General features: G+C 68.5%; 21 protein-coding genes. 11 read left to right on the top strand and 10 right to left on the bottom strand.

The features are described from left to right. Positions 1-145 precede the first annotated feature (145 nt). The 3 genes from GOAMI_RS06745 to GOAMI_RS06735 form a co-directional block, all read right to left on the bottom strand. Positions 146-1645 carry an aldehyde dehydrogenase gene (locus GOAMI_RS06745; RefSeq protein WP_006435686.1) on the bottom strand — a complete coding sequence of 500 codons (1500 nt, stop codon included), beginning with the start codon at positions 1643-1645 and terminating at the stop codon, positions 146-148. Between the two features lie 131 nt (positions 1646-1776). Next, a complete protein-coding gene (locus GOAMI_RS06740; protein ID WP_040004634.1) occupies positions 1777-2412 on the bottom strand; it encodes an LON peptidase substrate-binding domain-containing protein in 636 nt (211 codons plus the stop codon). 54 nt (positions 2413-2466) lie between these two features. Then, positions 2467-2775 carry an antibiotic biosynthesis monooxygenase family protein gene (locus GOAMI_RS06735; RefSeq protein WP_006435682.1) on the bottom strand — a complete coding sequence of 103 codons (309 nt, stop codon included), beginning with the start codon at positions 2773-2775 and terminating at the stop codon, positions 2467-2469. Positions 2776-2858: 83 nt separating this feature from the next. On the opposite strand from GOAMI_RS06735, the gene GOAMI_RS06730 reads away from it, so the two are divergent. Further along, positions 2859-3686: an alpha/beta fold hydrolase gene (locus GOAMI_RS06730; RefSeq protein ID WP_006435681.1), complete on the top strand. Its 828-nt coding sequence runs from the start codon at positions 2859-2861 to the stop codon at positions 3684-3686. Between the two features lie 61 nt (positions 3687-3747). Here the strand turns inward: GOAMI_RS06730 and GOAMI_RS06725 are convergent, their stop codons facing one another. Continuing rightward, positions 3748-4701 (bottom strand): hypothetical protein, encoded by a 954-nt coding sequence (locus GOAMI_RS06725; RefSeq protein WP_006435680.1) that lies wholly within the window; start codon positions 4699-4701, stop codon positions 3748-3750. A gap of 166 nt (positions 4702-4867) precedes the next feature. Next, a complete protein-coding gene (locus GOAMI_RS06720) occupies positions 4868-5761 on the bottom strand; it encodes an iron-sulfur binding domain-containing protein (RefSeq protein ID WP_006435679.1) in 894 nt (297 codons plus the stop codon). On the opposite strand from GOAMI_RS06720, the gene GOAMI_RS06715 reads away from it, so the two are divergent. Continuing rightward, positions 5760-6410, top strand: a complete 651-nt coding sequence (locus GOAMI_RS06715) for a carbonic anhydrase (RefSeq protein WP_006435678.1) — start codon at positions 5760-5762, stop codon at positions 6408-6410. The genes GOAMI_RS06720 and GOAMI_RS06715 overlap by 2 nt on opposite strands. Positions 6411-6534: 124 nt before the next feature. Then, positions 6535-7305 (top strand): hypothetical protein, encoded by a 771-nt coding sequence (locus tag GOAMI_RS06710; protein WP_006435677.1) that lies wholly within the window; start codon positions 6535-6537, stop codon positions 7303-7305. 22 nt (positions 7306-7327) lie between these two features. On the opposite strand, the gene disA is transcribed toward GOAMI_RS06710, so the two are convergent. Further along, entirely contained in the window at positions 7328-8413 is a 1086-nt protein-coding gene (gene disA, locus GOAMI_RS06705) for a DNA integrity scanning diadenylate cyclase DisA (RefSeq protein ID WP_006435676.1), read from the bottom strand. Positions 8414-8518: 105 nt separating this feature from the next. On the opposite strand from disA, the gene GOAMI_RS06700 reads away from it, so the two are divergent. After that, positions 8519-9049, top strand: coding sequence for a PaaI family thioesterase (locus GOAMI_RS06700; RefSeq protein ID WP_006435675.1), 531 nt, complete (start codon positions 8519-8521; stop codon positions 9047-9049). A 7-nt stretch (positions 9050-9056) separates the two neighbouring features. Here GOAMI_RS06700 and radA read toward each other — a convergent pair whose 3' ends face one another. Together radA and GOAMI_RS06690 are read right to left on the bottom strand one after the other, a co-directional pair. Beyond that, entirely contained in the window at positions 9057-10436 is a 1380-nt protein-coding gene (radA, locus tag GOAMI_RS06695) for a DNA repair protein RadA (protein WP_006435674.1), read from the bottom strand. 83 nt (positions 10437-10519) lie between these two features. Further along, the gene (locus GOAMI_RS06690) at positions 10520-11230 is read right to left on the bottom strand and encodes a hypothetical protein (RefSeq protein ID WP_024500070.1); all 711 of its coding nucleotides are present in this window, start codon (positions 11228-11230) and stop codon (positions 10520-10522) included. Positions 11231-11553: 323 nt separating this feature from the next. Between GOAMI_RS06690 and GOAMI_RS06685 the strand changes: the two genes are divergently transcribed. Genes GOAMI_RS06685 through ispF form a run of 3 tightly spaced genes read left to right on the top strand, consistent with a single transcriptional unit; the run spans position 11554 to position 13250 of the window. After that, a complete protein-coding gene (locus tag GOAMI_RS06685) occupies positions 11554-12042 on the top strand; it encodes a CarD family transcriptional regulator (protein ID WP_006435671.1) in 489 nt (162 codons plus the stop codon). A 30-nt stretch (positions 12043-12072) separates the two neighbouring features. Then, positions 12073-12789 (top strand): 2-C-methyl-D-erythritol 4-phosphate cytidylyltransferase, encoded by a 717-nt coding sequence (gene ispD / locus GOAMI_RS06680; protein ID WP_006435670.1) that lies wholly within the window; start codon positions 12073-12075, stop codon positions 12787-12789. Beyond that, complete coding sequence (gene ispF, locus GOAMI_RS06675) at positions 12786-13250, top strand: 2-C-methyl-D-erythritol 2,4-cyclodiphosphate synthase (protein ID WP_006435669.1); 465 nt, start codon at positions 12786-12788, stop codon at positions 13248-13250. The genes ispD and ispF overlap by 4 nt, the downstream gene beginning before the upstream one ends. 33 nt (positions 13251-13283) lie before the next feature. On the opposite strand, the gene GOAMI_RS06670 is transcribed toward ispF, so the two are convergent. Continuing rightward, positions 13284-14519 carry a nucleotide disphospho-sugar-binding domain-containing protein gene (locus GOAMI_RS06670; RefSeq protein WP_006435668.1) on the bottom strand — a complete coding sequence of 412 codons (1236 nt, stop codon included), beginning with the start codon at positions 14517-14519 and terminating at the stop codon, positions 13284-13286. After that, on the bottom strand, positions 14516-15868 hold the full coding sequence (locus tag GOAMI_RS06665) for a condensation domain-containing protein (protein WP_006435667.1): 1353 nt from the start codon (positions 15866-15868) through the stop codon (positions 14516-14518). The genes GOAMI_RS06670 and GOAMI_RS06665 overlap by 4 nt, the downstream gene beginning before the upstream one ends. Positions 15869-16245: 377 nt before the next feature. Here GOAMI_RS06665 and GOAMI_RS06660 point away from each other — a divergent pair, with 377 nt between their 5' ends. From GOAMI_RS06660 to GOAMI_RS06645, 4 genes are all read left to right on the top strand, one after another. Beyond that, entirely contained in the window at positions 16246-17274 is a 1029-nt protein-coding gene (locus GOAMI_RS06660; RefSeq protein WP_040004632.1) for an alpha/beta hydrolase, read from the top strand. A 157-nt stretch (positions 17275-17431) separates the two neighbouring features. Continuing rightward, complete coding sequence (locus GOAMI_RS06655) at positions 17432-18955, top strand: condensation domain-containing protein (protein ID WP_006435665.1); 1524 nt, start codon at positions 17432-17434, stop codon at positions 18953-18955. After that, entirely contained in the window at positions 18955-20427 is a 1473-nt protein-coding gene (locus GOAMI_RS06650) for a condensation domain-containing protein (protein WP_006435664.1), read from the top strand. The genes GOAMI_RS06655 and GOAMI_RS06650 overlap by 1 nt, the downstream gene beginning before the upstream one ends. Next, positions 20424-21755: a condensation domain-containing protein gene (locus GOAMI_RS06645; RefSeq protein WP_006435663.1), complete on the top strand. Its 1332-nt coding sequence runs from the start codon at positions 20424-20426 to the stop codon at positions 21753-21755. The genes GOAMI_RS06650 and GOAMI_RS06645 overlap by 4 nt, the downstream gene beginning before the upstream one ends. The last annotated feature ends 62 nt before the right edge of the window (positions 21756-21817 follow it).

Here is a 21817-nt window from a genome sequence, read left to right as displayed (position 1 = left end):
TCACCAACCAAGGTAGAACACCCCACCGACAAGAACAGATGTCCATCCACAGGTGCGGTGACAGAGGCTGTGCAGCCCCGGGCACAACGGAATCGGGGCCGGACGCATGGCGTCCGGCCCCGGATCTCCTGTGAGAGGGGAGGGTCTAGCTGCTCGCGACCTCGTAACCCATCGGCAGCATCGTCGACTTGTGCTCGAGGAAGGACTCCAAGCCCTCGCGGCCGTTCTCGCGGCCGATGCCGGAGTTCTTGTAACCACCGAACGGTGACTCGGGATCGATTGCGTACCAATTGATCCCGAAGGTTCCCGTCCGGATCTTGGTGGAGATCTCGATACCGCGCTCGACGTCGTCGGTCCACACCGTGCCGGCGAGTCCGTAGCTGGAGTCGTTGGCGATGGCGATGGCCTCGTCGACGTCGTCGTAGGCGATCACCGACAGGACGGGACCGAAGATCTCTTCCTGGGCGATGGCCATGTCGTTGGTGACACCCGTGAAGATCGTCGGGGTGAGGAAGTATCCCGAGTCGAGTCCGGCGGGACGTTCACTCTCGAGAGCCGGTGTCGCACCGGCCTTCTTGCCGAGTTCGATGTACTCCTCGACCTTCTGGCGCTGCTTCTCGGTGATCAGCGGGCCGAGCTGGGCCTCCGGGTCGGAGGGCAGGCCGACCTTCATGGCCTTCGCCGCATCGACCATCGCCGCCACGATCTCGTCCTGGCGGCTGCGCGGCACCAGGATTCGGGTCTGCGCCACACAGGCCTGGCCGGTGTTGAACAGGCCGAGGAAGGTGAGCATGAAGGCGTTCGCGGCGATGTCGACGTCGTCGAGCACGATGGCCGCGGACTTGCCGCCCAGCTCCAGCGAGCAGCGCTTCAGGGTCTCGGCGCACGCGGCGCCGATGGCCTTGCCCGCGGCGGTCGACCCGGTGAAGGTGATCTTGTCGACGTCGGGATGTGCGACGAGTGCCTGGCCGGTCTCGGTGCCGCCGGTGACGACCGAGATGGCGTCGGCGGGCACGCCGGCCTCGATGAAGAGCTGGGCCACGTAGTTACCGGTGAGCGGCGTCTCCGGGGCGGGCTTGAGTACCACCGAACAGCCGGCGGCGAGCGCCGCGCCCATCTTGTTGCAGGTGATGAACAGCGGGACGTTCCAGGCGCAGATCGCGCCGACGACGCCCACCGGCTCGCGGGTGATGCGTGTGGTGCCGAACAGGCCGGTCCGATATTCCTCCCACTGGTAGTCGCGGGCGGCGTTGGCATATGCGCGCAGGACGCCGGTGCCGGGCAGCTGCTGCAGGGTGCTGATGGCGCTGGGCGGCGCACCCATCTCGGCGGACACCAGGGCGGTGATCTCGTCCCCACGCTCGTCGATGAGGTCGGCGACCTTGGCGATGATGTCGGCGCGCTGTGCCGGGGGCGTTGAACTCCAGACGCCGGAGTCGAAGGCCGCGCGGGCCGCCCGTACGGCGGCGTCGACGTCGGTCGCGTCGGCGTTCGGCACCGATCCGACACGTTCGCCGGTGGCGGGGGAGAAGACCTCGAGGGTCTCGCTGGAATGCGGGTCGACCCATCGGCCGCCGATGAGCAACTGGGGCTGATCCCCGCCGCCGGTGGGTGGTGCGGTGTGGGACTCCACGGTCTCGGTCATTACGCGTGTGCTCCTCAGGAGGACGGGGCCTTGCCGGTCAGCAGCGGATTCAGGCCGCGCGGGCAAGTGTGAACTACGGCACACGCAATACTAGAACACGTTCTAACTTTGGCGCCAGGGGCGTCGCGGAATCAGCCCCGTCCGAACGCGGCGCGGGCCTCGAGGCCCTCCATGACGTCGTCGAGGACGTCCAGCTGTCCGGACGGATCGACGGCCTCGAGGAGTCGTTGCTGATCGTGCGGTTCGATCTGGAGCCGGTTGGCCCAGCGGTACACGGGTGAGAGGTCGGCCGTGAGCGGATCGGCGTCGATGATGTCGAGTGCGGCGAAGATCGTGTCGACGTCCTTGCCCGCGGCCTCGAAGGTCTGGCGCATGACCGCGCGGAGGCGCTGGTCGATCGAATGCAGGCGTTCGAGATCGGCGTCGGTGGGGGAGGGCTCGGGTAGCACCTCGACACGTGCCAGCGGATAAGGATCGTCGGGCAGCCATTCGACGACCCGGAAACGATGGGTGCCGCTGCCGGACAGCAGGGCCCGGCCGTCCGGGTGCCGTTCGGTGACGTCGGCGCGCGCCATCGTGCCGACCCCGCGACGCACCTCGCCGCCGCCGACCTCGGAGCCGCGGGCGATCAACACGACGCCGAAACGTACGGTCGATCGCCCGTCGGACTCCTCGATGTGGTCGGTCAGCATCTGCCGGTAGCGCGGCTCGAAGACTCGCAGCGGCAGCTCGCCGCCCGGCAGCAATGCGGTGCCGAGCGGAAAGATCGGCGAGACGAATCGCTCGCCGGCCGGAATGGACGGGCTCAGAGGGCCACTCCGTCAGGCCTTGGGGCGCGCGTCGAGGACGACCTCGAACTCGAGCAGGTCGGCACCCGAGGCGACGGGCTTGGCCCGCTCGCCGGCATGCGCCTCACGGGCCGGGCCGGATGCCCACGCCTGGAAATCCTCCTCGGACTCCCACTGCGTCACCACGAAGTAGCGGTCGTCACCCTTGACCGGACGGAGCAGCTGGAACCCGAGGAAGCCCTTGGACCCGTCGACGGAATGGGCGCGGTTGGCGAACCGCTTCTCCAGCTCGGGCCCGGCGCCGTCGGGAACGGTGATTGCATTGATCTTCACAACAGACATGCGTCCACCATAGGCGTTGTGGTTGCGGCCGTGACGGTGTTGCCCGGCTCCGAGGGGTGGTTCGGGCGGCTACAGTTTCGGCCATGCTCGACATCCAGGCGATCGGCGAGATCGGGCTCCGCGACCACGGCGGGCCGAGGGTCGCGGAGGACGCACGCGGTTCGCTCGACGTCGATACGCCGACGCGGCCGATCGTGCTGTTGCACGGGCTGATGGGGCGGGGTCGCACGTGGCGGAGGCAGGTGCCGTGGTTGCGTCGTTACGGCCGGGTGTTCACCTACGACGCCGCCTTCCACACCGGGGCCGACGTCGAAGAGCCTGGCAGCGCAACAGAACTCGCGACCGAACGGTTCGTAGCCGACCTCGCCGAGATCCTCACCTGGATCGACCGCGGGCCGGCGGTCCTCATCGGGCACTCGATGGGGGCGCTCCACGCCTGGTGCGCGGCGTCCGAGTACCCGGAGCTCGTCACGGCGCTCGTGGTCGAGGACATGGCCCCCGACTTCCGTGGCCGGACCACCACCAACTGGACGCCGTGGTTCGAGTCGTGGCCCGAGCGTTTCGATTCCGTCGACGAGGCGGTCGCGATGTTCGGCCCGGTTGCCGGCCGGTACTTCTACGAGGCCTTCGACGACGGCCGGCTGCACGGCCGGATCCCGTTGTGGCGCGCGATCGCCGACGAGTGGGGGGTCCGCGACTTCTGGTCGCAGTGGCAGGCGGTCGCGGTGCCGTCGCTGGTCATCGAAGCCGAGTACACGGTGACACCGCCCGGCCAGATGCGTCGCATGTGCGAGGTCAACGAGCACGCGCAGTATCTGCGCGTCGACGGTGCCGGACACCTCGTCCACGACGATGCGCCGCACGTGTATCGCGGTGCGGTGGAGGCGTTTCTGTCGGGGCTCGACACCTGACCCGCCATATGGGTCGGGGCGCACACGATGGCTCGTGCGCGCCCCGAGAGGTGGATGAGGATCAGGCGGGATCGGCGGGTGCAATCGGTGCGCCGTTGAGTCGACGCCAGCAGTGCACCAGGAACAGCTGGGCGACCGGGGCGGCGACGATCAGTCCGACGTAGCAGACGAGTACGCCGACGAGGTTGATGGCGTAGGTGACGAGCAACGTGATGATCGAGTCGCCGACCTTCGACTTGGTCAGCTCGAACGACGTCTTCATCGCGTTGATGGGCGAGAGGCTCTTGTCGATGGTCGCGACCACCGAGAACATCAGGAAGAACATCGCGATGATGCCGGGGATGATGCACAGTGCGTAGCCGATCGCGGTGATGATGCCGACCAGGATCGCGGTGCCGACGACCGGCCCGAATCGGATCGGGGTCAGGAACGACTTCGCGGTCACCGGTTCGCCGTTGGCAACGCGCACCGCGCCCGAGATGATGCTCGCCTGGATGTAGAGGAGGCCCACGATGAACACGGCGTACACGAGCGCGAGCAGGACCGAACCACCGAAGCCCAGCGACGTTTCCTCGTAGTAGAAACCGTTGCCGTAGTCGACCCTCTCGGTGGTGCCGAAGAGTGCCACCGCCGAGAATCCCACCGCGATGAGTGCAGCACCGAGCAAGAACACCGCGAGACCAGGCAGGATCATCGCGCCCACGTTGTTCTTGAACTTGTTGAAGGCCCAGGAGAACGCCTCGCCCACATCGACCTTGGTGCCGGGGACGCCCGGACCACCGGGGTAGGCGCCCATTTCCCCGTACTGCGGTACGCCCGGGGGCGGCGGGGGCGGTGCCTGGCCGTACTGCGGCTGGCCGTACTCGGGCTGCTGGCCGTACTGAGGCGGTTGCTGCCCGTACCCGGGCTGCTGCCCGTACTGGGGCGGGGGCGGGGGCTGCTGACCGTACTGCGGAGGCTGGCCCGGCTGGTTCGGGTCCGACGGCGGGACAGGAGGATACGGCGGCTGACTCATGGATCGGGACATTAGCAACGATTCGGGTGTAGCGGGAGACTATGCCCGAACGATCAAATGACTGGTCATCGATGTTGGCACGAATTATGGGCGCTCGTGGGCGAGCTGTCTTCTCGGCGTCGCCCGGTGTTTCCCGACCTGCGGTGACGCCGGTGGTCGGGCGGACTCAGCACTCGCCCGCCAGACAGTAACGGCCGTCGGCGGTGATCTCGACGAGACCGTCGACGAGCAGGGAGTCGAGGGCGCGGTCGCGCTGTGCGGTGTCGCTCGTCCACACCACGTCGAGCTTCGCCCGCTCCACCGCACCGGTGGTGCCGCGCAGTACATCCAGCAGCAGGCCACGGACCTGGCGGTCGGTGCCGGCGAACTTCTGGGTCTTCCGCGGTGGGCCGGTGTGAGCGGGCCGGCCGAGTCGGACCCAGGTGCAGTCGACCAGAGGACAGTTGTCGCACTTGGGGTTCCGGGCCGTGCACACCAGCGCGCCGAGTTCCATGAGTGCCGCCGAGAACCGCGGTGCGCTGGCTGCGTAGCCGGTGGCGGCGGAGCGGGGGAGGAGCACCTCGGCGTCGTCGAGGTCGCGGCGCGACGGGTTGCCCGGCTGCTCGCGACCGTGCACCGCCCGCGCGATCACCCGGCGGACGTTGGTGTCGACGACGGGAACGGCCTGACCGTAGGCGAAGCAGGCGACCGCCCGTGCGGTGTAGTCACCGATTCCGGGGAGGGTCAGCATCGTCTCGACGTCCTCGGGCACCCGGTCGTCGTGATCGCTCGCGAGGACCTTCGAGCACTCGTGGAGGCGTAGCGCGCGTCGGGGATAGCCGAGTTTGCCCCAGGCACGGAGAACCTCGCCGGCGGATTCGGCGGCCATCGCCGACGGCACCGGCCATCGCTCGACCCAGGCCCGCCACGGCTCCAGGACGCGGGACACCGGGGTCTGCTGGAGCATGATCTCGCTGACGAGGATCTGCCACCCGGTACAGGCCGGATCCCGCCACGGCAGGTCGCGCTCGTGGGTATCGAACCAACCGATCAATCGCTCGGGTGGCACACTATTGAGCATGATCGGAAAGACACCACGTGAGGCCTGGCGCATTCTGCGCGATGGAAACGACCGTTTTGTGGCCGGAGAATCTCAACATCCGAGCCAGGGTATCGAGGATCGAACACGTCTCGCCGACGGGCAGTACCCGCACGTGGTGCTGTTCGGCTGCGCGGACTCCCGCCTGGCCGCCGAGATCATCTTCGACCAGGGACTCGGCGACATGTTCGTGGTCCGCACCGCCGGTCACGTCATCGACTCGGCGGTGATGGGCTCGCTCGAGTACGCCGTCGAGATTCTCGACGTCCCGCTGATCGTCCTCCTCGGCCACGACAGCTGTGGCGCGGTGAAGGCGACCCTCGACGCCCTCGACGACCTCCAGATCCCCGGCGGCTACATCCGCGACGTCGTCGAACGCGTCACGCCGAGCATTCTGGCCGGACGCAGTGAGGGCCTGACCCGGGTCGACGAGTTCGAGGCCCGTCACGTCGTCGAGACCGGACGCCTGCTCATGCAGCGCAGCCGGATCATCGCCGACCGCATCAGCACCGGCAACCTGGCGATCGTCGGCTTGACGTACAAGCTGAGCGAGGGCCGGGTGAGCCTCCAGGGCGTCTTCGGCGACATCGGCGAGCATCCCCGGGCCGAAGCGGTGCCCGAGAGCGCCTGACCCTCCGAGCGGCCCCGAGCCTGAAGGCGAACTCTAGACTTTGCCTGTTCGGGGCCGCTTTTCGGCCGCGACACGCCGCACGTGATCAACCGGAAGTCAAGACCCGGCCGTTAGCGTTGTGGGCGTGATCGAACCCCAGGGCCCGCTGCCACCCGAGATCTACTGGCGACGACGCGTTGTCGCCGGGGGTGGTGCGCTGGTCATCGTGGGGCTGGTCGTCGCCCTCATCGTGTGGATGACCTCCGGTGGAGACGCTCCGCAGAACACTGCGGCCACCTCGTCCGCGTCGAGCAGTGCGGCTCCGTCCTCGGAGTCGGCACCGCCGTCGTCCGAACCGCCCGCCGCCGGCGACGCCGGTGCCGGTGGTGCTCCGGGCGGCAATGCTCCCGCGGGTGGAGGAGCGCCGGGCGGTGCGCCCGCATCGGCGTCCTCACCTCCGGAATCGGCGAGTCCGGCCGGCGCACCGGGAGGTCCCGCGGGCCCCAACCTCTGTCCGGATCAGGCGATCTCGGTGGTCCTCTACACCGACAAGCCGACATACACGATCGGTCAGCAACCGGTCTTCACGATCGTCACCACCAATGCCGGGCTGTCCGAATGCACCCGCGACGTGGGCAAGTCGGTCCAGAACGTCATCGTCCGGACTCTCGACGGATCGCGCACCCTGTGGTCGGCGCGGGACTGTTCACCGCTGGACACGGTGAACAACGTGGTTCTCAAGCCCGCACAGCAGGTCAAGGACACCATCACCTGGTCGGGTACCACCAGTAGCCCCGGCTGTGAGCGCCCGCGGACTCAGGTGCCCGCCGGTTCGTACTCGGCCATCGGCAAGATCGGGGAGCGCGAGTCGTTCCCGATCACCTTCAACGTGGTCGCCCCGGCGCAAGAGCCCTGATCGTTTCGTTCTCGTCGGGCCGCTAGTCGTAGCGCTCGATGCTCGTCTCCGCGAGGCGGGACAGTCCCTCGCGGATGTGCCTCGCCCAGATGCTCCCGATGCCCTCGACGGCCTGCAGGTCGGCCGACGTGCTGGCAAGCAGCGCCTGCAGGGTGCCGAAGCTGCGAACGAGCCGGTCCACGTGCGCGAACTGCAACCGTGAGATGCGGGCGAGCAGCCGGTAGCCGCGCGGACTCATGGCGTTGTCCTGGGCCTCGATGGTCGTCGGGTAGCCGAAGGCGCCGGCGAGCTGGGTGAGGTCGAGCAGATCGGCGTCGCTGAGTCCCTCGATGACCTCGAGGGCTTGGCGTACATCCTCGGCGGTGGCCGGTTCGGGGCTGGCGAAGTAGTCGCGGACGAGGAGTTCGCGCATCGTGTCGTTGTCGCTGATGAGCTCCTCGAGCTGCAGGCTCACCTGCCGGCCGTTGGTGCCGAGTTCGAGGACGTACTCTTCGATCTCCACCGACACGCGCCGCACCATCTCCATGCGCTGTGCGGTCGACATGGCGTCGCGCAGCAGCACGTAGTCCTCGATCTCGGCTCGCGACAGCGCGGCGATGACCTCGTCGAGGCGTGCCTTGTACCGCTCCAGGGTCGCCAGGGCGACGTTCGCGCGCGAGAGGATGGGGTCGGGGCTCTCCACGACGCGGCGGGCGCCGTCGACGTAGACGCTGACGATCGACATCGAGGCACTGACCGAGATCACCGGATGGCCGGTCTGGATCGCGGTGCGTTCGGCGTTGCGGTGCCGGGTACCCGACTCCTCGGTGGGGATCGACGGATCCGGCACGAGCTGGACGTTGGCGCGCACGATGCGCTTGCCGTCGGTCGACAGCACCACCGCCCCGTCCATCTTCGCCAGTTCGCGCAGCCGCGTCGGGGCGAATTCGACGTCGAGGTGGAAGCCGCCGTCGCAGATCTTCTCCACGTCTGAGTCGTGCCCGAGCACGATCAGGGCGCCGGTGCCGCCACGCAGGATCCGTTCCAGGCCGTCGCGCAGCGGGGTGCCCGGCGCGACGCGCGCCAGGGTCTCGCGCGTGAGCTCGGACTTCACCGCATCGGTCAGCACTGTTTCCCCTTCGGCAGCCGAGTCTCCCCGGGACGGGCGACTCGCGTCTGCGCGGGTCGTCGACGGTGACTAGGGTACCGGGATGTGAAGAACAGCAGTTTTGTGGTGCCCGACGAGCTCGACGTGCTCGAGCGTCATCCGAAGACGGCCAAGCCCGGTGAGGTCATGCGACCACACAACCTGATGTGCTTCGGCTGCGGCGCGGAATCCCCGCACGGTCTGCACCTCGAGATGTACGCCGGCGAGGGCTTCACCGTGGAGGCGAAGATGCCTGTCGAGCAGTGGATGGAGGGTGGGCCGGGCGTGATCCACGGCGGCATCCTCTCCAGTGCGCTGGACGACGTCATGGGTATGACGCCGCGACTCCTCGGCCCGCCCGGGGTGACCGTCCACCTCCAGGTTGATTTCTTGCAGCCGATCCCGGTGGGCAAGACGCTTCATATCCGCGCGGAGATCCTGGGCCGGCAGCGGCGCAAGATCTACACCGAAGGTGTTGCGCACCTGGGTGATCCGGGGCGGCCGGTGGCGCGCGCGAACGGTGTGTTCGTGACCGTCGACGTCCGGGAGCACTTCGCCGAGCACGTCGAGAACAGTGCGAAGGCGGCGGAGTATCTGGGCGGCAAACCGCAGCTCTGACGAGGGGTCAGAACGGCGCGTCCACCGGGTCGGAGTCGCGCAGGTGAACGGCGTCGCCGAGGTTGGCGACCCGGAGGATGCGAATGCCCTTCGGGAGTTCCTCGTCGGTGGCCGCGGGGATGATCGCCTCCCGGAAACCGAGTCGCTTGGCCTCCGCCAGGCGGCGAGCGACCGCGGAGACCCGACGGATCTCGCCGCCGAGACCGACCTCCCCGATGACGACGGTCGACTGGGGGACCGGTCGCTGGGTCAGGGTCGAATAGACCGAGAGCGCGATCGCGAGATCGGCGGCGGGTTCGGTCACACGCATGCCGCCGACCGTCGAGAGGTAGACCTCGGACTTCGCCAGTTCCTTGCGGCCGGCGCGTGCCTGGAGGACGGCGAGGACCATCGCCACCCGGTTGAAGTCCAGACCTGACACCGCCCGACGGGGGTTGGACATCTCGGTGCCGTTGGCGAGTGCCTGGACCTCGCCGACAAGCGCGCGTTTGCCGTCCATCGTCACCATGGTGACGCTGCCGCTCACATCCGAATCCCGTTGGTGCAGAAAGATTCCCGACGAATCGGGAACCTGGTGGATGCCGTCGTCGCGCTGTTCGAAGCAGCCGACCTCGTCGGCGGCGCCGAAGCGGTTCTTCACGCCCCGGACCATGCGCAGCGTCGAGTGCTTGTCGCCCTCGAAGGCGAGTACGACATCGACGAGGTGCTCGAGTGAGCGGGGACCGGCGACCGCGCCCTCCTTGGTCACGTGGCCCACCAGGATCACCGCGATGCCCCGGTTCTTCGCCAGCGAGACCAGCGCGGTGGTGACGGCACGGATCTGCGTGACGCCACCGGTGACGCCGTCGGCGCCGGAGGCCACGACGGTCTGGACCGAGTCGATGATCATCAGCGTCGGCCGCACGGTGTCGGCGTGGCCGAGGATGGTCGCGAGATCGGTCTCGGCGGCGAGGTAGACGTTGGGGTGCACCGCGCCGGTGCGCTCGGCCCGCATCCGGACCTGTCCGGCCGACTCCTCGCCGGTGATGTACAGCGCGACGCGATCCTTGGCGGCCCAGTGTTTGACGGCTTCGAGCAGCAGCGTCGACTTGCCCACACCGGGTTCTCCGGCGAGCAGGATGACCGACCCCGGGACGACGCCGCGCCCGAGGACGCGGTCGAGCTCACCGATACCGGTCGGCACCGCCGCCGACGACTCTGCGTCGACCTCGGTGATGCGCAGAGCCGGGCTCGACGGTGCCACCGCGGCGGTCGTCCGCGAGGACGTGGGCACGCCGGCGACCTCGTCGATCGATCCCCACTCGCCGCATTCGGGGCAGCGTCCGACCCATTTGGCGACCTGGTGACCGCAACCGGCGCAGCGATACGAGGATTTGGGTTTTGCCACCCGGTCAGCCTAGGCGGGCGCACCGACAAAACAGACGAGGCCCGGCGGATGCCAGGCCTCGTCGTGTGTGTTCCGGGGAGGGGTCAGTGCCCGCCGCCCTCTTCGTTTCCGGTCTCCGGAGCGCCGCCTTCGCCCTCGCCGTGGCCGCCCTCGCCGTGGCCCTGGTTGTAGAACGTCGGCTCCGCGTTGCGGGCGACGTCCTGGCGCTCGAGCTTCGCGCCGGCATCGACCGGGGTCTGCACGGTGGTCTCACCGGCGGGGACCCACGAGCCGTTGCTCTCGCGCTTCTCGAAGACGAACGTCAGTTCGGTGGTCAGTCCGCTGGCGACGGTGTCACCGGCGTTGGTCAGCTCGGCGGTGACCTTCTTCTCGCCGTCACGCGTGGCGCCGACGGGTGTGCCGCCGCGCAGGGCCTGGCCCGGCGGGATGACGCGATCGGCGGAGTCGCTGCCCTCGACGAACTCGATCGACCCCTTCTCGGGCTTGATCTCCTTCAGGCGGTAGTAGACCGTCGGGTCGGAGTTCGCGACGACGAACGCGATCTCGAAGGGCCCGCCGTTGCCGAAGACGGTCGGTGCGTCCTTCTCCGGGTAGACGATCTGCACGTCCCGCAGCTGCAGCGAGTCGATGTTGACGTTCGCGCCGTTGACGGCGGGCAGCTGGTTGGCGGTCTGCGAGATCTGTCCCGCACCGCAACCGGTGGTGCCCAGGGCAACGGCGATGCCGATCGTGGCTACTGCGGTGGCCAGACGAGATGGCCGAACCGCCGACCGCCGTGCGGATAGTGGAAGCACTGACACCCGATCCTCCCAGGTCAAACGAAGTCGAATTGCAGCGCGCGAAACCCTGCACTACGCAGCGTAGTGGGGGCCGTGCGGAAAAGTCCGCCCGGGTGCCCGATTCGTGTCCGCACGGGCGTGTCCACCGGGTCGGCGAAGGGGTCCGGACGGCTGCCCCGGGCCAGGTGTTGCGTGATGCCCAACACGCTGCTACGGCACCCCTTGCCACCTCGCAAGAGGCGGCACTGAAACCGGTTCACCGCGTTGACCTGCACCGTTGGGTGGGGCCCCCGGAACGCCCGTGCTAGACTGGGTTCACTCGAAAGGGGCAAGGAACATTGAATTTCAAAGTTGGCGACACCGTCGTTTACCCCCATCACGGTGCTGCTCGGGTCGAAGACATCGTTACCCGGACCATCAAGGGTGAGCAGATCGAATACCTTGTTCTCAAGGTTGCCGACGGTGACATGACCGTTCAGATTCCCTCGACGAAGCTGGAATACGTGGGCGTCCGCGACGTGGTCGGGCAGGAGGGTCTCGACCAGGTCTTCCAGGTGCTGCGGGCCCCGCACACCGAAGAGCCGACCAACTGGGCACGGCGCTTCAAGGCGAACCAGGAGAAGCTCATCTCGGGCGACATCATCAAGGTCGCCGAGATCGTGCGCGACCTGTGGCGTCGTGAGCAGGACCGCGGACTGTCGGCCGGTGAGAAGCGGATGCTGACCCGTGCCCGTCGGGTCCTCGTGGACGAACTGTCGCTCGCGCAGAACACCGATGACGAGAAGGCGACCAGCATTCTGGACGAGGTCCTCGCTGCCGCCTCCTGACGTCGGGTCGTGCCTGGCTCAGGAACCCAATTGACCACCACGCCGGGTGATTCCGGCGCAAGAGTCTGCGTCATCATCCCGGCTGCCGGGTCGGGAACCCGACTCGGCGAGCCGGTTCCCAAGGCTTTCGTCGACCTGTGCGGCGTCACGATCATCGAGCGTTGCGTCGACAACATCCCCGACTCGCTCGGGGCGTCGATCGTCGTCGTAGTACCGGCCGACCTCGTGGAGCGTGCTCGAGAGCTGCTCCCCGGGGTCGTCGTCGTGTCGGGTGGCGCCCACCGGTCCGACTCGGTGCGCGCGGGTATCGCCGCGGCGGACGCTGCGCAGATACTCCTCGTCCATGACGCGGCGCGGCCGCTCACACCCGCTCATGTCTTCACGAGCGTCGTGCAAGCCGTGGCCGCCGGTCACCCAGCCGTGGTGCCCGGGTTGCCCGTCGTCGACACCCTCAAGCAGGTCGCGCCGGACGCGAACGGCCTCGAACTCGTGACCCGGACCGTCGACCGCGAGGAACTCCGCGCCGTGCAGACCCCGCAGGGTTTCACCCGCGAGGCGTTGCTGCGGGCACACGCCGACGACTCCGGTCTCGCGACCGACGACGCCGGCCTCGCCGAACGCTGCGGAATCCCCGTTCACGTCGTCCCGGGAGACCCTCTCGCCATGAAGATCACCACACCGTGGGACCTCCGTATCGTCCGGAGCGTCGTCGGCGAACCTGCATCCGGCCCCGAGGCCCGACGATGAGGGTCGGGATCGGTACCGACGCGCATCGGGTCGACTCCTCGGCCGAATGCTGGATGGTCGGCCTGCGCTTTCCCGACGAGCCCGGTTGTGAGGGCCATTCCGACGGCGACGTCGGCGCTCACGCACTGTGTGACGCGGTGCTCTCGGCCGCCGGACTCGGCGACGTCGGCTCGGTGTTCGGCACCGGACGGCCCGAATGGGAGGGCGTCTCGGGAGTCGCGATGCTCACCCATGTGGCCGAGCTGATCGCCGCCGAAGGGTTTCGCGTCGTGAACGCCGCCGTCCAGGTGATCGGCAACCGTCCCAAGATCGGTCCGCGTCGTGCGGAGGCGCAGGAAGTGCTGTCGGCGGCCGTCGGCGGACCCGTGTCCGTGTCGGCGACGACCACCGATGGTCTCGGCATGACCGGTCGGGGCGAGGGGATCGCCGCGGTCGCCACCGCGCTTCTCGACGACGTCTAGTTCGGTTCGTCGACCGCAGCGCGGGGAGTTGGCTCAGCGTGACGCCGCGTCCAGCAAGATCTCGCAGGCACGGTCGACGGCATCGGCCGGCGGCGTGAGTTCTCGGCCGAGACGCGCGGCCGCGGCGGCCACCGCCGGATCGGTGAGCGGGTCGAGGTCGGACGGACCGAAACGTGCCAGCTTGTTTCCGGAGCCGGCGCCTGCCCGCCGAAGGGCTGCCGCCCACATCGGCTGATCCGCACTGAGCCAGGCGATCACCGACGGGATACCCGCCCGGGTCGCCGCCGCAGTGGTGCCGGCGCCCCCGTGGTGCACCGCGCCGCGACACCGGGGCAACAGGGCCTCGTGGTCGACCGGTTGGTCGAGGTGTAGAAGCCGCTCACGTCGGGGGAGTTCGTGATCGGTGTGCCCGATGACCCGCAGCCCGCGATCGAGGAGAGTGGTGACGATTCCTCCGATCTGTTCGGCGGTGATCTTCATGCTGCCGAAGCCGACGTAGACGGGTTCCTCGCCGGCGGTCGCCCACTCGACCGCATGTGAGGTGGCGTCGTCGCCGTTCAGGAGTGCGGCACGAGTGTCCTTGTCCGGCAACAGGAATCCGACGAGCGGACGTTGCGGCCCCCAGTCGCTCTCCAGTCCGGGGAAGAGGGCGGCATCGTAGGCCTGGACCTCCGGTCTGCCCTGACGCCGAAGTCGGCTTCCCAGTGGGCCTTTCGCCGGCGGGAGGTCGAGTTCGCTTCGCAGTCGGCGATCCGCCGAGCGCGTGGTCATCCAGTACGTCTGGTCGGCCAGCCACCACAACGCCCGGGAGACCGGGCGCGGGTTGCTTCGGTATCCGACGTCCACTCCCGCATTGGGCCGCAAGGGGCAGTAGTGCAACGGCGCGAACGGGATCCCGCGGCTCTCGGCGATCGCATCGGCGCGGTCCTGTGCCAGCGGTCCGGTCACGAGAATGTCCGAGACATCCGCGAGTTCACTCATCACCTGCTCCGAGGTGGCGCGACCGTGGTCGGCGACCTCGCGTAGGGCCGCGAGTCGCACCTTCGGGTTCTTCGACTTCAGTCGCTGCTTGACCAGCGGACTGGCCAACAACTCGCCCGTCGAGGGCGCGAGCACCCGGGTGTCCAGGCCGGTGGCGGCCGTCAGCTCGACCAGATCCTCGGGGACCGCGAACCGGACCTCGTGCCCGCGCCGGGCGAGTTCGGCGCCGACGGCCACCGCCGGCTGGATGTCGCCGCGGCTGCCGTGAACAGTGAACGAAACCCTCATGCGCCCCAACCGGTTCCGTGCAGTCCCCAGGCTGCGAGCTCGTCGGTCAGCAGACCGCGCATCGCTGAGGCGTCGGGGATGCGCACCGGGTCGAGCGAGCTGACACTCAACATCACGTGGTCGCCGTTGATCCCGAGCCATCCGCTGATACCGCCCTTGCGGTCGCGCAGTTGGGTCACGTCCTCGGTCACGGTGACGGCCCGGATCGCCATCGTGGCGCGGGTGCCGGTGCCGAGCGTGACGAACTCGTCGGGCATCGGACCGAGGTTCGACGCCAGACACAGCGGGGTAGAGGCGTTGGCCGCGAGGCGTCGGGCGATGGAGTCGTTCACTGCCTGCAGGATGACCGCGCTGTTGGCCACCGCGCTGGACTTCTCCGCCAGACGGCCGTAGGCCTCTTTGCAGGCGACGCGGACATCGGTCAAGTCCTCGTACCGGCCGGGCGCAACCTCGACGAAAGCCGTCGCACCCGAGGTCGCGTTGGCGCGTCGGTCGCCATCCGTACGGGTGGAGACCGGCAGCGACACCGGAACCACGTCGCCGTCGGAAACCCGGCCGCAGCGTTTCAGGATGCCGACCATCAATGCTGCGAACAGACTGTTGTCCGTGCCACCGCGCGACGTCGCCGCTGCCGCGTAGTCGGCGTGCGGGATGAGCACGGTCGCGTTCGGCGTGGCTTCGGCCCCGGTCAGGTCGGTGTCGGGGGCGGGGTTGTCTGTCACCCGGGCGGGTGACTCCGGTGATCCCCCCCGGCTCTCGCGCCACACGCGGTAGGCGGTCGTGCCCGCGGTGCGGAGCAGGTCCACTGCGTCGAACACGTCGTCGGCGATCCCGGGCGTGGTTCCGGGGAGATAGGGGGTGGCGTTGACCGCCTCGACGATCGCGGAGGTACCCGCACCGCCGTCGGCGATGACGTGAGCGATCGTCAGCGATACCACGACCGAGGCATCGTCGACGGTACGGGCGACGGACAGCCGCCAGGCGGGACCGTTCACGATGTCGAGCGGGTCGAGAGCCCGGGCGCGACCCCACGCCTCTTCTCCGCCGGCCGGCAGGGGCTCGGTGTCGATGGCGAAGTCGCCTGCGTCGTGCGTGTAGCGCCAGTAGGCCCGTCCCGGCCCGCGGTGACTCCCGACCAGCCGGCCGAGACGTCCACGACGCAGTCGCTCGGCCACCGACGCGATGGCGTCGACGTCGATCGTGCCGGGGAACCGCCAGAGCGTCTGCGTGACGACGGGAAGATCGAGCACGACGTCCATCTTCACGAAGAGGTCGTCGTCGGGTGTGAGCCGATCCACAGGGACGTCCCGGCTGACCCGGGTGGACCGGCCGAAGGGTGCGAGTTTCATGTCTGCAGCTGCCGTTCGTGCATGCAAAAAGTCGGTGATCGATGTAGACGATGGTCCAGAAATCACGGTCATCGGTCCCGGCGGCTGCGGTGCGGCGCACGGCCGTACAGGCCGACAGGACACCGCAACCCTACCCGAGGCCCTCGGGTTCTCCGGGTCCACGGCGGCTCGGTGTCGAATCACCCCGAGCGGGCGATACGTCCCTGATTTTCGCTGATCGCCCGGGAGTTTTTTCGTTTGTCCAACTATCAATTCGCCGCGAAGCAGGTTACTGTCGTCATCACTGTGAGGTGCGCCTAACTTCGGTGGCCTTCAGCATCTTGTTGCCATCGGGTCATTCCATTGATCCTTTCGCAGAATCCGGAGGACGCGACGACATGACGGGTGCCGCCCGCCGTACATCAGATCGCCGCGTGGCATCGCAGACCACCGCTCTCATCGCCATACTGGCGGCTGCGCTGACGGCCTTTGCCGGTCTGGCGCAGGCGGGCGGGGCGAATGCGGCGCCGACTCGTTCGACCATCGAGCGCGTCGTGGCGGAAGGCCCGCACTCCCACGGTGTGTACGTCTACTCCGCAGCCATGCAGAAGACCGTCAAGGTGCAGGTCGTGACACCTGAGGCATCGGCTGGGCCCCGCCCGTCGCTGTACCTGCTGGGTGGTCTGGGTGAGGAGAACCCGGAGAAGAGCATCTGGACTCTGAAGACCGACGTCGCGGGCTTCTACGCCGACAAGAACGTCAACGTCGTCATGCCCATCGCGGGCAACGGCAGTCTCTACACCGACTGGCAGCGCGACGATCCTGTGCTCGGTCGCTACAAATGGGAGACATTTCTCACGCGCGAGTTGCCCCCGCTGATCGACGAACGCTTCGACGGCAACGGTGCACGTGGTCTCGCCGGACTGTCCATGGGGGCCGGCGCCGCGCTGGTCCTCGCCGTCCGGAACCCCGGTTTCTACGACACGGTCGCCGCCTACAGCGGGTGCTTCACGACCACCGGACCTGCTGGTCAGGCATACCCGCGAGGCATCGTGACCGCCTTCGGTGGCAACCCCGACAACATGTGGGGGCCGCCGTCCGACCCCGCCTGGGCCGCGCACGACGTTCTCTTGCGGGCCGCCGGTCTGAGAGGCACCGAGGTCTACGTCTCCACCGGGACCGGACGGCCTGGCAAGTACGACGCTCCCGGTTATCCTGGCAACGACGATCCGACCGATCGTCAGGTCGTGGGTGGTGCGATCGAGCTCGGCGCGCTGTGGTGTACGCAGCAGCTGCAGGCCCGACTCGGACAGTTGAAGATTCCCGCCACCATCCGATATGTCGATCCCGGCACGCACTCGTGGCCGTACTGGGTGGACCAGCAGCGCCAGTCCTGGCCCACGATTGCCCGCGGATTGGGTTTGTGACCGTGCGCGGATCGTTTACGGACGGATGAGGAGGTGGGTCTCCGACGGCTGTCGCCGGCGGAACTGACCGGTACTCGATGCGCCGGGGCGGCTTCAGGGGAGGAGCCGAGCATGGACCATCAGGGGTCCAGAACGTGTGACAACACGAGAGGTTGTGATGGAATACACCGAACTGACTGACTACTCGATGCCCGGCGGAACCGTCACCGCCTGGGAGCCCGCGGTTGACGCGTCCGAGTGGCAGAGCGATTCGCGACAACTGTCGTACATGCACCTCGAGCACGCCCGACGGGCGGTTCGTGAGGGCTCCGACTGGTACAGCCAGTGGATCGGGACCGCTTTCCGGATTCAGCGTCCGCTCGATCGTGATGCGTTCTCGCGCACGCTCGTTGCGTGGTACCGCAGGCATGAGGCGTTCCGGACCTCGGTGCGCGTCCACGACGCCGGGCACCCGCAGGGCGACCTGACCCGCATCACCGTCGCCGCCGACACGATCGCGGTGCGTGAGCGGGCCTTCGGGTCCGATCTGGAACCCGCCGAGGTCTCCGAACTCGTCACCGAGTACTTCAACACCACCGTCACCCCGCTGACGTGGCCGCACTGCCTTGCGGTGACGGTCGAGACGCCCGGCGACGACGAGGGTTTCCTCGTCGTGTTCGCCGCCGATCACACGGTGATGGACGCCTACACCCAGGTGTTCGCGATCCGCGAACTGACCGCGCTGTACCTCGCCGAGGTCACCGGCGAGCCGCACGGACTCGCGGCGTTCGGCAGCTACCTGGACTTCAGTGACGCGGAGCGTCGTCTCGGTGAGCAGATCGACGCCAACAACGCCGCGGTGAGCCAGTGGCGCACCTTCTTCGACGACACCACCACCGCCGTACAGCCGGAGTCGATCCCGCGGTTCCCGCAGTTCGACGTCCCCGCCGATGCACCGCGCACCATCGCGGCTCAGCGGACCCCGGAGGAGGGCTTCCAGGCCACCCTGTCGCACTGGCTGCTCGACGCCGCCGACACCAAGCGGTTCGACGCGATCTGCAAGGCGGCCGGGTCGTCGATGACCGCCGGCATCTACACCGCGCTGTCGATGACGTCGGCGGCCCTGACCGGTTCCGCGGATCTCCGTTTCATCAGTCCGATCCACACCCGCAACGCGATCGAGTGGGGCGAGGCGGTGGGCTGGTTCGTCGGGATCATCCCGGTGGCCGTCCGCCCGGGCCGGCCGCTGAAGTTCACCGACGCGCTGACCGCCGTCGCGGCCACCGCGGCCCAGTACAAGGATGTGGGCGCTGCCCCGTTCGCGCCGGTCGCCGAGCTGATCGGTGGGGACGTGACACCTCCGGGATTCGTGGTGTCCCACATCGACCTTCGACACGCGGAGGGCTCGACCGAGTGGGAGCCGCGTGCGGCACGGGTGCTGCGCAGCGCGACCCGCGACGCCGACGAGGTCTACTTCTGGATCAACCGCATCCCCACCGGCGTCAACGTGTCCGCCCGTTTCCCGGCCGCGAACGCACCTGCTGTCGAGGTCTTCCTGTCCACGTTCCATGCGACGCTGAAGGATATAGTCGCCGAGGGCGATTGCGAGTATTCCTACCGTGCGGGTGCGGTGGACGGACCCACCGGTATCGACCGCGCGGTCCTGTCCGCCGGAAGCCCGACAGGGGTCCTCGGCAGCTGATGTCGGGAACGCTGCAGTCACGCGACATCCCTCCCCGGTTCAGCGATTCCGGGTCGCTGGTCGCTCGGCTCCGCCCACACCTGACCGGTGGGCGGGCCGTCGAGTGGGAGCTGCGCGATCCGGACCGTGTTGCGAAAGCAGCGCAACGCTGGGGCGACGGGGTGTCGTTCCTGCAATCCGACCATCTGGCGACGATGGCGGCCAAACGCCGGGAGGGCGAGGCGCACCACGGATTCATCGTGGCCGCAACACGATTCGATACTCCCTTGGTGCCCGATGCCATGTCGGCCGCGCTGACCGACTTCGTTCGGCGCCATGAGGAGTTGCGCGCGCACTATCGCTCGGGTCCGGCAGGGCACGAGCGATGGGTGTCGCCACCGGACGAGGTCGAGATCGTCACCGCGGACCGTGAATCCGTCCACGTGCACGACGCCGAACTCGGTGACTGGGTGGGCGGCCGGGCCGCCGAGACCGCTTGGTCCGATCTGGTTCCGGGTTCGTGGTGGGGCGCGACCTGCGACGACAACGGGTTCACGTTCCTCGCCTCGACGGATCATGTCCGGGGCGACGGATATTCGTTGGTCCTCGCGATGTTCGAGATCGTCGAGCTGTACCGGGGCCACTGTGCCGGCGAGCCCGCGGAGCTGGCGGCGGCCGGCTCCTTCGGGGACGCGATACTGGCGGAACGCCGGATCGCGGCGTCACTCGACCCCGCCGACGATCGTGTCGCGGTCTGGCGGGACGCACTGGTGCACAACGACGGTCGTACGCCGAGCTGTCCGCTCGACCTCGGGCTGACCGACGGGCTGCCGAAGCCGTCGGTCACGGCCCAGACAGTGCTGCTCGACGCCGAGACCCTCGCCCGCTGCGATGCCCGGATCGCCGCGACCGACGGCAGCTTCTCCGGGCTCATCTACGCGGCGCTCGCGGAGTGGCACCGCCGAATGACCGGTCGTGACCGGTTCTTCGTGTCGACCGTGCTGGCCACCCGTGCGCCGGAGCACTTCTGGACGCAGGGCTGGCTGTGCAACTTCGCGCCGATCGCCGTCGAGGTACCGAACATCGGAGACGTCGATTTCGACGACCTGGTGCGCGCGGCCGCCCAGAGCGTTCGACTCGCCCGCGGCGCGGCCGAGATCCCCGCGCACGCGGTGCTCGCGCAACTCGCCGGAGAGGGCGTCTTCCGCGGACTCGACGGAAGTCCGTACATGGTGTCCTACACCGACCTCCGCCGCCTGCCGATCGGTGACGACCCGGTTCTGAACGGGACACAGCTGTTGACCGGACTCGGTCCCACGCGCAACGCCAACCTCTGGTTCACGCGGACGGCGACGGGACTCGACGTGGTGTCGCAGATCCCCGACAACGACGTGGCGCGAACGTCGATCCTCGAGCAGTTCGCGACCCTGCGCGAAATCCTGGCCGAGTACGCGGATGCGGCCGGGTACGCGACGGAATCGGTTGTGCGATGAAGCTCTCGAGTTCCGAATCGTGGGCGGTCGAGCCGGGAGAACTGGTGTGCTGGCGTGCCGTACCGGGCGGGGCGGCCGCCCGGTCGAGCGTACCGGTGTCGGAGAACGAGCGATTCCACCTCGCGTCGATCGCCGCGGGGCAGCCGGGCTGGATGGCGCTCACCCTGGATTTCCCGGAACAAATCGATCTCGACCAGATCTGCGAGGCCGTCGGGACGATGATCGCCCGCCACGACGCGCTCCGCAGTCACTACGTGCAGACCGGTGACGTCGTCACCCGCCTGTTGCATCCGGGCGTCGACGTCAAAGAAGAGTTCCGGCAGGCGGACGACGGGCTCTCGGCATCGGCATTCGTCTCGCGACTGGCCGGGTACATCGGCGCGACCTGCAATCCCTTCGAACCGATGCCGCACTTCCTCGCGGCGGTGACCCGCCCCGGCGGCACGACGCTGGTGTGCGCCTTCGACCACTGCTACGTCGACGCGCGATCACTGGCCGTCGTGTCGACCGAGATCTGCGAGCTGCTCGCCGGTCGCGCGCCGGCACCGGCGGAGTCCGGCCTCGACGCACTCCGGATCGTCGCGGAAGCCGAGGCATCGGTGACCGCCGACGATCCCCGCCTGAGCGGCTGGGAGCAGTTCCTCGCCGCGACCGGTTGGACGGTTCCCGAATTCCCGCTCGACCTCGGGGTCGCCGCCGGGGAGAGCCTCCCCGTCCACACGATGGTCCGGACGCTGATGTCCGGCGACGACGCCGCGACGTTCAGCTCGACGGTCCACCGGCGCGGGGCCCGTACCTATCCGGCCGTGCTCACCTGTGCCGGCATGGCCATCAACGCCGCCGGCGGACCCGATGAGGTGGCCACCGTGGTGCCCACCGGGGCCGGGGCGGGGCCGGGCTGCGTGAGTTGGTCGGTGGGCAACGCGCCGATGCTGATCAGCGCGACCGGCGACCTGTACGCGGCCATGTACCGGAACACGCGACGCCTCGCGGCGGCGCTCCCGCTGGCGGAGATCGGACTGACGCCGGTATACGCGGCCTTCGGCGATCGCCTGCGCCCCGGCCGAAGTGACGTCTTCATGATGTCCTACGTCGACTACACGCGGCTGCCCATGCCGCGTGGCGACGTCGTCGTCCGGCAGATATCGAGTCAGAAGCCGACCGACACCGCCCAGTGGTGGTTCTGGCGTGACCGCGACGGCATCCACGTCCGGGTGCGGTACCCGCACACCGACCGGGCCGTGGCGGTCCTCACCGACACACTCGACACGATGCAAGCGCTGGTCGGCACCGTCCTCGAGCCGGTTCTCGCCGCCGACGCGGGCTGATGGCATTCCGGCTGCGGAACGGGTCTGGTCCGGCCACTCGGGCGGTCGGTGGCCCGTCCGTG

The organism is Gordonia amicalis NBRC 100051 = JCM 11271 (genome assembly GCF_000332995.1).
Lineage (GTDB): Bacteria > Actinomycetota > Actinomycetes > Mycobacteriales > Mycobacteriaceae > Gordonia > Gordonia amicalis.
This window is presented reverse-complemented; position numbering and strand designations above follow the sequence as displayed.